Origin of the sequence: Nocardia sp. CDC159 (genome assembly GCF_023740735.1) — a bacterium.
GTDB classification, from domain to species: domain Bacteria; phylum Actinomycetota; class Actinomycetes; order Mycobacteriales; family Mycobacteriaceae; genus Nocardia; species Nocardia pulmonis.
In genome coordinates this window covers 348,431-360,025 of record NZ_JAMRXH010000005.1, presented here as the reverse complement: position 1 = coordinate 360,025, position 11,595 = coordinate 348,431, and the positions used below count along the sequence as shown (strand labels likewise).

At 68.0% G+C, this 11,595-nt stretch carries 15 protein-coding genes; 5 read left to right on the top strand and 10 right to left on the bottom strand.

The features are described 5' to 3' along the window. Window positions 1-22 precede the first annotated feature (22 nt). The 5 genes from NDR87_RS14135 (at window position 23) to NDR87_RS14115 (ending at window position 6,728) form a co-directional block, all read left to right on the top strand. Entirely contained in the window at window positions 23-1,885 is a 1,863-nt protein-coding gene (locus tag NDR87_RS14135; protein WP_251912637.1) for a type IV secretory system conjugative DNA transfer family protein, read from the top strand. Continuing rightward, window positions 1,882-2,748, top strand: coding sequence for a DUF4913 domain-containing protein (locus tag NDR87_RS14130; protein ID WP_251912001.1), 867 nt, complete (start codon window positions 1,882-1,884; stop codon window positions 2,746-2,748). Before NDR87_RS14135 ends, NDR87_RS14130 begins: the two co-directional genes overlap by 4 nt. A 35-nt stretch (window positions 2,749-2,783) precedes the next feature. Beyond that, window positions 2,784-4,004: a hypothetical protein gene (locus tag NDR87_RS14125; protein ID WP_251912003.1), complete on the top strand. Its 1,221-nt coding sequence runs from the start codon at window positions 2,784-2,786 to the stop codon at window positions 4,002-4,004. 127 nt (window positions 4,005-4,131) lie between these two features. Further along, window positions 4,132-5,667 (top strand): NAD(P)/FAD-dependent oxidoreductase, encoded by a 1,536-nt coding sequence (locus NDR87_RS14120; protein WP_251912005.1) that lies wholly within the window; start codon window positions 4,132-4,134, stop codon window positions 5,665-5,667. After that, the gene (locus tag NDR87_RS14115) at window positions 5,664-6,728 is read left to right on the top strand and encodes an alpha/beta hydrolase (protein ID WP_251912007.1); all 1,065 of its coding nucleotides are present in this window, start codon (window positions 5,664-5,666) and stop codon (window positions 6,726-6,728) included. The genes NDR87_RS14120 and NDR87_RS14115 overlap by 4 nt, the downstream gene beginning before the upstream one ends. 331 nt (window positions 6,729-7,059) lie before the next feature. On the opposite strand, the gene NDR87_RS14110 is transcribed toward NDR87_RS14115, so the two are convergent. The 10 genes from NDR87_RS14110 to NDR87_RS14065 form a co-directional block, all read right to left on the bottom strand. Beyond that, window positions 7,060-7,308, bottom strand: coding sequence for a hypothetical protein (locus tag NDR87_RS14110; RefSeq protein WP_251912009.1), 249 nt, complete (start codon window positions 7,306-7,308; stop codon window positions 7,060-7,062). Further along, window positions 7,305-7,904: a hypothetical protein gene (locus tag NDR87_RS14105; protein ID WP_251912011.1), complete on the bottom strand. Its 600-nt coding sequence runs from the start codon at window positions 7,902-7,904 to the stop codon at window positions 7,305-7,307. Before NDR87_RS14105 ends, NDR87_RS14110 begins: the two co-directional genes overlap by 4 nt. A gap of 42 nt (window positions 7,905-7,946) precedes the next feature. Further along, the gene (locus NDR87_RS14100; protein WP_251912012.1) at window positions 7,947-8,762 is read right to left on the bottom strand and encodes an SAM-dependent methyltransferase; all 816 of its coding nucleotides are present in this window, start codon (window positions 8,760-8,762) and stop codon (window positions 7,947-7,949) included. Continuing rightward, on the bottom strand, window positions 8,759-9,682 hold the full coding sequence (locus NDR87_RS14095) for a nucleoside hydrolase (protein ID WP_251912014.1): 924 nt from the start codon (window positions 9,680-9,682) through the stop codon (window positions 8,759-8,761). The genes NDR87_RS14100 and NDR87_RS14095 overlap by 4 nt, the downstream gene beginning before the upstream one ends. Before the next feature lie 135 nt (window positions 9,683-9,817). Then, window positions 9,818-10,066, bottom strand: coding sequence for a hypothetical protein (locus NDR87_RS14090; protein WP_251912017.1), 249 nt, complete (start codon window positions 10,064-10,066; stop codon window positions 9,818-9,820). After that, on the bottom strand, window positions 10,026-10,232 hold the full coding sequence (locus NDR87_RS14085; protein ID WP_251912019.1) for a hypothetical protein: 207 nt from the start codon (window positions 10,230-10,232) through the stop codon (window positions 10,026-10,028). Before NDR87_RS14085 ends, NDR87_RS14090 begins: the two co-directional genes overlap by 41 nt. 32 nt (window positions 10,233-10,264) lie before the next feature. Further along, window positions 10,265-10,489 (bottom strand): hypothetical protein, encoded by a 225-nt coding sequence (locus tag NDR87_RS14080; RefSeq protein ID WP_251912022.1) that lies wholly within the window; start codon window positions 10,487-10,489, stop codon window positions 10,265-10,267. Between the two features lie 7 nt (window positions 10,490-10,496). Next, window positions 10,497-10,841 carry a hypothetical protein gene (locus tag NDR87_RS14075; protein ID WP_251912024.1) on the bottom strand — a complete coding sequence of 115 codons (345 nt, stop codon included), beginning with the start codon at window positions 10,839-10,841 and terminating at the stop codon, window positions 10,497-10,499. Next, window positions 10,838-11,074, bottom strand: a complete 237-nt coding sequence (locus NDR87_RS14070; RefSeq protein ID WP_251912027.1) for a hypothetical protein — start codon at window positions 11,072-11,074, stop codon at window positions 10,838-10,840. Before NDR87_RS14070 ends, NDR87_RS14075 begins: the two co-directional genes overlap by 4 nt. Next, window positions 11,071-11,532: a hypothetical protein gene (locus NDR87_RS14065; protein WP_251912030.1), complete on the bottom strand. Its 462-nt coding sequence runs from the start codon at window positions 11,530-11,532 to the stop codon at window positions 11,071-11,073. Before NDR87_RS14065 ends, NDR87_RS14070 begins: the two co-directional genes overlap by 4 nt. Between the last annotated feature and the right edge of the window lie 63 nt (window positions 11,533-11,595).

Below are 11,595 nucleotides of genomic sequence, written 5' to 3'. Positions count from 1 at the left end.
GGTTCGGTGAGGTGAGTCGGTGATGGCGGGGCGAGAAACACGCCGCCGCACCACCGGCGGGCTCGGGGAAGAGGCATGGTTGCTGCTCATTTTCCTAGGCGTGGTCGGCGTGCTGCTGGTGGTGTGGCTGGCGCTGAGCCTGGGTAGCTGGTGGGCCGGGCTGCCGGTGACCACACATCCCGCCGGGGCGTTGCTGCAGCTGGTGCTCGGGCGACACCGCTGGCCGTGGCAGTCCACGGTCGCTCTGGCGCTGCTGGCCGCTCCGGTAGTCGTCGGTATCGCCACGGCCAGGAGAAAACGCCCACACCGCGACCAGATCGATACCGCGGCCCGCACCATGGCCTCCCCGCGGTCCATCACTCTGGCCCGGCGGCAGGACAATTCGGCCGAGGCGCAGCGACTGCTCAAAGACGCGCCGCCGAGGATCCGCGCGCTGCCGGGACCGTTGCTGGGCACCACCGTGCTTGGTGGCGTGAACCTTTACGTACCCCCAGAACAAGGGGTGTTCATCGCGGCCGGGCAGCGCACCGGCAAAACGATGGCCTGGGCGATTCCCGCCGTGCTGGGCGCATGGGGGCCGGTGCTGGCGACGTCGAACAAACCCGACCTGTACCGGCACACGGTCGCCGGGCGCGAAGGCGCCCACCGGCGGGCGTGGCTGTGCGATCCGCAAGCAGTTGACGGTCGCGCCGAATGCAGCTTCTGGGTGAACCTGCTCGACCAGGTGACGAGCCTGCCCGCAGCGCGGAAACTGGCCGCGTTCTTCGTCTCCGGCTCCTCCGGCTCGGCCAGCCAACAAGCCAATGCGCGCGTGGACTCCTACTTCGACGGCGGCGCACAGGAGTTGCTGGCCCTGTACCTGTTCGCGGCAGCCTGCGCGCACGGTGACCTCCTGCACGCAGCCGAGTGGTTGTCGCACGACCAGGACCAGACCCCCGCGCTTATCCTGCGCAGCCACGGCCGCCACCGCGCCAGCGCCCGGATCCTGGAAGCCCAGAACCTGTACGCGCGGCAGCGAGACGGCTTGTACGACATGGCGCGGCGTTTTCTGAATGTGCTGTCCGACGAGGGCTATTCGCGGATGGTCACCCCACCGGCGCGCACACGGCTCACCGTGTACGAAAGCGGTGACGAGCAGATCGTGATCGAGGCGGTCGCTGGCCCGACCGAGCACAACCTGCCGGAGTTCAAACCGGCCGAGTTCGTGACCTCGCGCGACACCTTGTACGCGCTGTCGATGACCGGCCCCGATTCCGCCGCACCACTGACCGCGGCCCTGGTGGGGCAGATCCTCGAGGCCGCTCTTGCCATCGCGCGCGCCCGCCCGGACGGCCGGCTCGCGGTCCCGCTGTTGGCGGTGTTGGACGAGGCCGCCAACTGCGCTCGCATCGGCGAACTGCCCAGCTACTACACCTACTGCGCGGGCTGTGGAATCATCCTGATGACGATCATCCAGGTCCTCGAGCAAGGCGAGGATCTGTGGGGCGCCAACGGACTGCGGATCATGCGCGCCCAATCCATCGAGATCTACGGCGGCAACATCGCCGCGGTCGGCTATCTCGAGGAATGGGCGAAACTGATCGACGACCACGAGGTCGCCGACCGCTCCCGCTCCATCGGCCCTGGCGGCAGCCAGAAAACCGTCACCTGGCGGGCCGAACCGATTCTGACCATCGCCAAGCTCGGCGCGCTGCCGAAAGATCGCGCCCTGATCCGGCTGCCGGGCCACCAACCCCTGCTCATCCGGAAAATCCACTGGTGGGACAACCCCGACCTGGCGCCGATCGTCACCGAATCATTGCGTCGCTTCGCCACGCCCGCACCGGCCCGCGGTCCTGGCAGCCCACCCGATAACCCACGCCCGGCCGGGGGTGTCGAACTATGACGACACCAGCTGGTGGGGGAGCGAGCACGAAGACACCCAAGCCTCCGGCCTACCGCGACTTCGTCGACTTCGCCGAACAGTGGCTACTGCCTTTTGTGGCGGTGCGGTTGGCCGAGGCCAACCGAGAGCAAACCTATACCTGGTGCACCCAATGGTGGCGACACCGCTCGGTGGCGGTCCGCATCGCGCACCTGCACAGCGCGTTCGAGGCCACCCGGCGCAGCAGCGCCGGCCCCGCGGTGTCGACCTTTCTGCTCAGCCACGTCGACGCCCACTTCCGCTGGATCCTCGACGCCGCCAACGGGCCCTTGCACCGCTGCACCAGATCGAAACATGTTGCGCTCCAAGCACTATCAGGAGACCCAATCCCGAGTGAATGGTTCGGCGCCCGACCAGCTTCACCAGTGGGCGCGCAGCCCGGCGAACAGAAGGCGATGAAGCCTCGGTTCGCGCATTGGACCGCCTTCGTCACCAACTGGCTGCTGCCGGTGACCGCGGTCCGCATCGCCGGGCACCAGCGCGAGGGCCAATACACCTGGTGTCGGCACTGGTGGGCCCACCGCGCCGTCTGCATCCGATTCGCCGCCCTGCACGCCGTGTTCGAGGCCGCCCGCCGCGCCGACGACCCGACCGCGATGAGCAGCCTGTTCGTCTCCCACATCGACCCGCACCTGCGCGCGGTGCTCGACGCCGCGCACGGGCCACTGCACAAATGCACTCCCGAGCGCCACGTCCCGCTGCCCGGGCTCCCGACCAGCACCGTCGCCCCCGCCTGGTTCGGCGTACCCGGCGCCACCACCCCGGTCGAGCACCTCGGATTCGGTCCCGACTTCCGGGCCTTCCACGGCCACACCCCCACCTGACGCTAACCGCATTGTTCCGGCGCGCCTGGCGCCCCATGTTCCGCGACCACGGTCGGGCGCAGCAAAACAAGAAAGGGAAATCCATTATGAAACGACGTGTCCATTTCGTGGGCAGCCTGCCCGCAGAGCTGATGAGCAGCCCCCGCAGCGCGATGGAATGGATCCTCGACCACAGCGGGGGACAACCACTGACCACCCTGCCGTGTGACCTCGACCCCGGCTGGATGATGGCCTATCTGCGCGACCTCGCCACCCGCAAGGGCGTCCTCGAATTCAGCAGCGGTAGCCACGATTACGTCGACTACAACCATGTACCGTCCGCGCGAGTACGGCCTGGCGTCACGCTCCACGCCGATGACCTTCGCATGGACCGCATCGACCGGATCGCCGATGTCGTCCCCGCGTTCCGCCAACTACGCCGAGAGCGACCAGAACTCAGCCTCAACCATGTGAAGTTGCAACTGAGCCAACCCAACCCGCTCGACATGGCCTTGTTCACCTTCGCCGGGGCCGCACTCGCCGACCGGCTCCCCACAGCGCGAGCGCTACGCCATATCGACAGCATCACCACAGCATTGCGGTATCTGCCGTTGTTCACCCAAGCGGTGCTCGAGGAAATCGCCGCCGTCACCGCAACCCACGGGTCGACCATCACCTGGCAGGTCGAGTCACCCGTCGCTCTGCTGGCGATGCTCAAAGCCACCCAGCTGAAAACCAAGGCCGCGTTGGCGAAGTTGCTCGCCCGCCAGCTCGCCGGGTTCCTCACCGAGCTCCATCACCTCGGCGCCCACGCCAGCCTGCACCTGTGTTACGGCGACCACAAGCACACCGCCCTGCTGCAACCGACCAGCCTCGATCCCGCGGTCACACTGCTCAACCAGCTCGCCCACCGCCTCCGCCGCCACGGCACCCCGCTGCCCGTCGTGCACCTGCCCTGCGCGTTCGGCGCCGAACCGGCGCCTCTCGACCAGGACTTCTACACCCCCCTGCAGCGCCTGGACCCCGACTGGACCGCGATCGCCGGCGTCGTATCGCCCGGCAACGTCATCGACAGCCTGCTCGCGGCAAGGCTGTTCGAACACGCCGCCCACCGGCCAGTGCACGCGGTCTCCACGGCGTGCGGTCTCGGACGCTGCACCGTCGCAGTCGCCGAACAAGCCGCCGCCACCACCGCGGCGACCGCCGCGTTCTCTCAGCACTGGCTCCCCACCGACCCGCCCGCTGAACTGGCGCCTACGGCGGCAGATCGACAGTGAATCGATCTTAACCACAAACCATTTCGCGCTCCGCTGCGCGGCAGCGACATCTCCGGACGGGCCCCACGCCCGGCCTGCGACTCTCACCACTGCCTGCCGGGACGCATCTCGACAAGGAGAAAATTCGATGACCCTACACGTCGCGTCACAAGATCAAAGGCCTTCTCTCGCTGCGGAGCTCGATACGGCGATAGTGATTATCGGCGCCGGCTTCGGTGGAATCGGAATGGGCGTGGCTCTGCGGAACGCAGGGACCACGAACTTCATCATCACCGAGGAAGCCGACCAGCTCGGCGGGGTCTGGCGTGACAACACCTACCCCGGCTGCGCCTGCGACGTCCCGAGCCACCTCTACTCGTTCTCCTTCGCGCCGTATCGCGATACGCGACAACGGTATCCGGGCCAGCGTCAGATCCTGGAATATCTCGACTGTGTGGCGCACGACCACAAGCTGGAGCGACATCTCCACTGCCGTACCGCGATCACGGAAGCGACCTACCGCGACGATCTGTGCCGCTGGGATCTCACCACAGGATCCGGCGGCCGTATTCGGGCCGACATTCTCATCTTCGCCGCCGGACAACTGCACCGCCCCCACGTCCCCGCCATCGCCGGCATGGCCGGATTCACCGGCACGATCACCCACACCGCCGACTGGGACCACACCCAGGACCTACGCGGGTGTGACGTAGCGGTCATCGGCACCGGATCCAGCGCGGCGCAACTGCTTCCACACCTCGCTGCGGTGGCGCGGAAGGTGTCGGTCTACCAACGCACCCCGCACTGGGTCCTGCCCAAACCGGCGGCCGAGTTCGGGCCTGCCACCAGGGCACTGCTCCATCTCCCCGGCGGCCATCACCTGTACCGGCAGGCCGTGCGCTGGGGGTCGGATCTGGTCCTGGCGCCCATCATGCACCGAGGATGGTCCGCACGACCCGCGGAATGGCTCGCCCGCACGCACCTGCGTCGCAGTATCACCGATCCGGCGCTGCGCGCCGCCCTCACTCCCCATTACCCGATCGGAGCCAAACGGATCATCTTCGACAGCCACTTCTACTCAGCCCTGTCTCGCGACAACGTCGAACTCGTCACCTCCCGGATCGAACGCGTGACGGAGTCGGGCATCAAAACCGTTGACAACGTGCACCGAAACAGCGACGCGATCATTCTCGCGACCGGATTCCGAGCCACCGAGTTCCTGGCCCCCACGACCGTCCGGGGCCGCGACGGGATGCTGCTGCAGCAACTGTGGGCCGACGGAGCGTACGCGTTCCTCGGCGTCGCGGTCCGCGGCTTCCCCAACATGTACCTGCTCGCCGGCCCGAACAGCTTCAACCCTGCCGGCAGCAACCCCACCATGAAGGAAGCCCAAAGTGACTACATCCTGAAATGCCTTCGCTGGCAAAAAGAATCGAACGCCGATGCCCTCGAAGTCAGCGCCCTCGCCGACGCGCGATACCGGCAATGGCTAGACCAATCACTCGCGAAAACCGTGTGGCCCCGTGTCACGTCGAGCTGGTACCGCCACCCCAACGGGCGAATCACCAACCCCTGGCCCGCAACAGCACACCGCTATGAGCGAACACTTCGCAGCGCCACCCCGGAACACAATTTCATCACTCTCTACCGGGGACGATCCGGTGCCAGTGAGGACCGGCGATGATCACCGTCGAGCATCTCTCGAACCGCGGCAGACCGCCCTCTTATGGAACGTCGCGTGCCGCCATAACGGTGATGCTCCTTGTGATGGCGGCGGTGGGATCGAGCGTAGGAGCCACCCGCGCCGACCCAGGTGCCGCGGTGTGCTCACCAATGATGGTCGCGGTGACCGGCGGACACGTCAGCGCAACGCTGTGCGCTCCGACAGCGCCGACCGACACCGTGGTTCTGCTGCAACCGGGCGCCTCCGGGAGCCAGTGGTATTGGAACGCGACCGGACCCGATGTCGCCGAATACTATTCGTTCACGCGAGCGATGAACGCGGCGGGCTTCGCCACGATGGTGATCGACCGGCTCGGCACCGGCAACAGCACACGCCCACCGAGCTGGACCCTGACCGCATCGACCGCCGCACAAAACATCTTGGAAGTCGCCGACGACCTCCGGCAAGGCCACCTCGGTGCCTCGCCCTACCGCAAGGTCGTCGTCGGCGGGGTGTCACTGAGCGCAGGCACCGCGCTCATGGCGGCGGCAACCGATACCGCCAAACGCATCGACGGGCTGCTGCTCACTGGCTTCTCCCACTCGCCCAGCTATCCCGATGCGATCGCCATCGCCGCAGACTCGTTCCGCCCTGCGGCCCTCGTGGATTCGGCCCGGTTCGCCGGATACGACTTGGGTTATCTGACCACCACCCCCGGCAGCCGCGCCAAGGCGTTCTTCGCAGCTGATACCGATCCGGCGGTCCTGGCTGGCGACGAGGAGAACAAGGACGTATTCTCGCCGACCGAGTTCGTCACGGCGATGACAAGCACGGTTCTACCTATGGCCGAGCGCGTCCACGTGCCTGTGCTCGTCGCCAACGGCGCCCAAGACCGCCTGTGCGCCGCCGTATGCGCCAGCAGCGACATTCTCCATGCCGCAGAAGCCCCTTGGTACCAGCCTGAGTCCCAGCTGCAGACGTTCGTGCTGCCCGACTCCGGTCACGCGATCAATCTGGCCCGGACGACCGCGGCCTACCAAGCAGCGGTCCGAGACTGGATCACATCCGTCGTCCGGAGTTGAGGAAACCCCCAAGAATCCTACGTGCGGCGGGTCAATCAGCACGGTGCGGCCAGCCGAGAGGCGTGTGTAGCTATCGTTGCCGGCACCGAAGCCGGTTTCGCGTTGTCAGGAGGTTGGCGTGGTGGAGGTGTCAGGGTGGCGAAGGGGGGCACCAGCAGTGCCGGTGCGCCGCGCCTAGGGAGAGCAGAATCCCGGTGGCCAGCCATGGCAACTCCAGCACCGCCGGGGCGAGGCGGGTGTGCTCGCCGAGGAGGCCGCCGCAGACGATGACGAGAGAACCCGTCGCGGTCGCGCACCAGGCCACCGTCGCCACGGTGACCGCACGGTGCAGTCACGCACCGTGGGCCACGGCGTGGTCGGTCCAGCCTTCGGGTGGTCGTCGGCCATGGCAGGACGAGCACCGAGGTAGTCGGCTGAGGTGGACAACCGCGACGAGGAAAGCGGCGATCGCGGCTAGCCCGAGACCGATATCGGTGGTGACGAGGACTTCGACGATCGCCAGTGCGTGCAGCTCGGCGGCCACCGCGCTGAGGATGAGCACGGTGGGCATGTGCCGGGTGATCCGGCAGGCCGGAGTCACCGCGCTTTCCCGTGCGAGGCCGGGTGCGGGTGGACGGCGCGAGGGATCCAGCCGGGTTCCAGGTGTCCGTGGCCGCAGCCCTTGCACCACATCAGCTCGATGGAGCCGAGCCACGTCGGGGCCGGCCCGTCGGCGAGCCGGTGGCCGGTGACACCGTACGGGCGCAGGCACACCCGGCACGGACGGTCGACCTCGGTCACCACCGCGAGCAACGTCGCGCGCTGCCCGATGTCCGTGCCCCGCAGTTCAAACGACCGGTCTCCGAAACTCGCGTACCCGCTGCGCTGGGTCGCGGTCCGTGCCGGGGCGGTGATCAGGGCGGGCGTGCGGTGTACGACGAGTTCGGCGTGGCCGCCGGCGCAGGCATGGATGTGCGCGGTCAGCCACCACGGGATCTCGCGACTGCGCACCCGGTAGCAGGTGACGGTCTGAGAGTCGTCGGGATTGCGGCCGGGGCAGCGTCGGCGCGGCTGATAGGTGTCGGCCCTGGTCCCGGTCACCATCACCGGCGGCGATGTCCCGGTCAGGGGTTCGACGGTGAAGGTGCGGGTCTCGGCCGGGCGCGGCCGGGACCGGAACAGCGATGTGAATGTCATTGGTGCAGATGCTCTTTCGATACTCGAATAGGGGAAGCGGGATTACGGCCTGCGGCCCACGCCGCCGTAGGCGGGGACCGGAGCGGCCAGCTCGCCCGCAGCCTCGGCGGACACGGGACCAGCTGGCGGGTCGGGTCGCCAGTGGTTGACCGGCACCACGCCGGGCTCGACCAGGGCCAAGCCGTCGAAGCAGGCGGCGATCGTCTCGGGTGGGCGTGGGGTGTAGACGGCGCCCCCGGACGTGGCGTAGTGCTCCCACATCAGCCGCTGGCGGGTGTCGTCGACGCTGTCGTGCACCATCAGGTAGCTGCCCGGCGCGGTGGCCGCGATGACCTCGGCGACCACCCGGTGCATGTGCTCGACGCCGTCGATGTGGCCGAGGACGTGTCCGCACAGCACCGCGACCGGCTGGCGCAGGTCGAGCACATCGCGGGCGGCGGCGAGAACGGTGTCGGGGTCGCGGATGTCGGTGTCGGCGTAGCCGACTACGCCTTCGTCGGTGGCGCAGGTCAGCAGGGCGCGGGCGTGGGTGAGGACCATCGGGTCGTTGTCGGCGTACACCACCCGCGCCCGCGCCTGGATGGCCTGGGCGATTTGGTGGGTGTTGGGATCGGTGGGCAGCCCGGCCCCCAGATCAAGGAACTGTGTCACCCCGGCCTCGGCCAACCAGCGCACGACGCGGTTCTGGAACCGGCGCGACTCGACCGCGGTCTCACCGATGCCGGGGAAGATGTCGAGGCATTGGTCGCCGATCTCGCGGTCGATGTCGTAGTTGTCCTTGCCGTGCATCCAGTAGTTCCATATCCGCGCCGAATGCGGGATGTCGGTGCGGATCTCCGGTGTGTCCGGGCCGCTCATCGCCCGGGAGGGGCGGTCTCGGGCTGTGGCGTCGTCGCGGTCACCTCCTCTAGCCAGCCGACGAACCCCGCGTAGTCCACCTCGGTGCTGACCTGCGCTGCGTGGCCGTTGGGATCGCAGGAGAGGCGGCCGTCCTCGCCGAGGAGGATCCGTTCGTCGCGGAAGGTGACGAATCCGAGGTCGAGGGCGGCGGTGAGGGTGAGCGGGTCGTGCATCCAGCTGCCCGACCGGCTCCGGCACCAGATCGCGAAATTCGCGGCCGGGATCCGCGCCCACTGCGGGGCGTCCGGCGCGGTCAGGCGCTGGTAGAGCAGCCAGTCCGGTGTCACCCGGATCGCGGGGACGCCGGTGTGTTCGGACAGGACCAGGCGGGGGTGTCGGCACATCCGTAGCACCACCCCCGCCGCCCGGGGATCGATCCGCAGATTGTGCGACGCGCGGGAGGGGTCGCGGTACCGGGCCGGGTCCAGCCAGCCGCCCATCTGCACCAGCTCGACGCGTTCGGCGACATGGGGTGCGCTGGTGAGGATTTCGGCGAGGTTGGTCAATGGCCCGCAGCCGATCCATCGCAGCGGCTCGCTGTCCTGCTCGCACAGGTCCACGATGGTGTCGACCAGGCCGATCATCGGCGGATACGGCAACCGCATCAGGGTCTCGTAATCCATCGCCAGCCGGTGACCATCCGACCCGAATCCGGTGATCACCGGGACATCGGGGCGGCCGAGGGCATCGAGCATCGCCCGCGCGCCCCTCGCCCGCAACCCGCCCTCCGCGGGGACGAGCACTTCGTCGGCGGTCACCACGACCAGCCGCCGGATCGTGCGCGCCGCCACCACCAGCGTGATGGCGTCGTCCGGGTCGTGCAGCACGTCGGTATCCAGAACCACCAGCCGGTCATCGGCGACCGGACTCGAAGCCACCGACCCCCGATAGGTAGGGGTAAGCGAACCGATATTCATTCACATCTCCTGCGTGAGAACGGATATGGGGTGCGCAGCGTGCCCACCCGCACACGGCAGGGGCGGGCGGGCGTAGCCGCGAGTGGGTCAGGTAGGTCAGCTATCGGGGTCGCTGTCGAGCCCGAAACTGCGGTCCGCCAAGCGGGTCCGGTGGTGGACAAGCTCACGGGCCAGGCGAGCGATCCCGACGATCACATCGGCGATGATCACACCGGCCACGAGGTAGGCCAGCAGGGCGGCCAAACGGCGTACTCTGGTCAACAAGAGGTACTCCTCATCTCGGATCTCTGAAAAAGCAAGGACATCAAGGGCTTTCGATGATTGGCCGGTGATCACCTCCTGCATCGGAATCGCGCTGTTCCGGGTAGCTGCGGGACGAGCTGGTCATGGCGAGGAGGTCATCAATCAGCCGGTCGAGCGCTGTCAGGACCGCTTGCGCGGCGGGCCCGAACTCCACCGGCACCTCGGCGGTCGCGGTGGGCGGTGCGGTCGGCCTGTGGTGCAGCGACATGCGCTACCGGGGGCCGGGGGTTGTTCCGTGCGCTAAGGCCCCAGGAACAGGCGCTCGCAAGGCAGGCGGCGTAGGTTCTGCAGGGCTTCGGGGGTGTCGTCGATGACTTCTGCTGGCTCGCAATGGGTTCGGCTCCAATCCTGGAGGAAGTGCCACGCCGCGATCGCGCGTGCGCGGTAGTCGAAGGCCACCTCACCCAGCCGCACCCGAAGATGAACATCCTCATCGTCGGGGCCCTCGGCTGCGGCGTCGGCCATGACCAGCTCACCGCCTCCGCACGGGCCCGCTGCGCGCTCGAGTGGTGGTGGTCCGGCGCGGCGGCGCAATCGTGGTTACGGGTTGGAAATGCTGCCGCAGCGCGGCGACCTCGCCCGAGCGTGCCTGGTCGGGAATCGGGAGCGGTTCGGTCGGATACCTGCCTCGGCGCTGGGTTATCGCGCGCCCGACGACCGGGCGAGTGATGGTCCCGTCGGGGTTCTTGCGGGGCCAGTCCGCAACCGGGGCACTGTGGCGAGGTGGCTGCCCCAACCCGGTGACCCACCCCGCCAGCGTGGTCATCGCGGCGAACCCCACCCCGGCCAGCCCGTACACCAGGGCCTTGGGCGTCACGGGGTACCCCCTTCCCCCTGTAGCGTCGCCGCGACCTGCTGACCCTGCTCGTCCAGCTTGTAGGTGTTGACCCGTTTGAGATAGCCGTGATGGGTCAGCCACGTCGCGGTCGCCTGCAGCGCCGGTACCGGCCTTTTGAGCTGCTTCGCCAACTGCACCAACGTGTGCGGCTGACCATCGGCCAGCGCCGCGATCACCTTCACCTGCAGCTCGGTCAGCTCCCCCTCGATCATCGACCCGCCTCCTCGGACGCCACCCGGATCGTCGCGGCGACGACCTCGGCGAACGGTGGGAACTCACCCGGCTCGGTGATCCAGTTCCGCCGATCGGAACCCGGTGTGGGAAGCGGAATTTCATCGCCCGGCAGCAGCAAGACCGTGCCCCCGCAGCCGTACAGGCTGGAGATCATCGCCGCGATATCGTCAGTGGCAAGCGGTCTCGCGGTGAGGAACATCCACACCTGCGGTCGCGTCGCCACGACCGGCACCACCTTCGGGTGCAAGGCGTCGACGATCTGCACCCCGCGCCGCTTCGAGGTCAGCACGGCCGCGTACTGGTCGGAGATCAACGTCAGCGCGCCGGTCGCTGGGCTCAGGAACGTGGCACAACCGAAGGCGGTCAGGTAACGCTGACGATAGGCCGCCAGCTCATGGACGCGCGGGTGGTCGTCCGGAATCACTATGGCACTCATGGAAACTCCGTGATGCTGTTGAGCAGCACCCAACTCGACCGCCCCAGTGGTTCTCAGGGCCGT

Coding starts and splice junctions, on each gene's coding strand:
- NDR87_RS14135 (WP_251912637.1), top strand. CDS start 23: ATGGCGGGGCGAGAAACACGCCGCCGCACCACCGGCGGGCTCGGGGAA.
- NDR87_RS14130 (WP_251912001.1), top strand. CDS start 1,882: ATGACGACACCAGCTGGTGGGGGAGCGAGCACGAAGACACCCAAGCCT.
- NDR87_RS14125 (WP_251912003.1), top strand. CDS start 2,784: ATGTTCCGCGACCACGGTCGGGCGCAGCAAAACAAGAAAGGGAAATCC.
- NDR87_RS14120 (WP_251912005.1), top strand. CDS start 4,132: ATGACCCTACACGTCGCGTCACAAGATCAAAGGCCTTCTCTCGCTGCG.
- NDR87_RS14115 (WP_251912007.1), top strand. CDS start 5,664: ATGATCACCGTCGAGCATCTCTCGAACCGCGGCAGACCGCCCTCTTAT.
- NDR87_RS14105 (WP_251912011.1), bottom strand. CDS start 7,904: ATGACATTCACATCGCTGTTCCGGTCCCGGCCGCGCCCGGCCGAGACC.
- NDR87_RS14100 (WP_251912012.1), bottom strand. CDS start 8,762: ATGAGCGGCCCGGACACACCGGAGATCCGCACCGACATCCCGCATTCG.
- NDR87_RS14090 (WP_251912017.1), bottom strand. CDS start 10,066: ATGCAGGAGGTGATCACCGGCCAATCATCGAAAGCCCTTGATGTCCTT.
- NDR87_RS14085 (WP_251912019.1), bottom strand. CDS start 10,232: ATGTCGCTGCACCACAGGCCGACCGCACCGCCCACCGCGACCGCCGAG.
- NDR87_RS14080 (WP_251912022.1), bottom strand. CDS start 10,489: ATGGCCGACGCCGCAGCCGAGGGCCCCGACGATGAGGATGTTCATCTT.
- NDR87_RS14070 (WP_251912027.1), bottom strand. CDS start 11,074: ATGATCGAGGGGGAGCTGACCGAGCTGCAGGTGAAGGTGATCGCGGCG.
- NDR87_RS14065 (WP_251912030.1), bottom strand. CDS start 11,532: ATGAGTGCCATAGTGATTCCGGACGACCACCCGCGCGTCCATGAGCTG.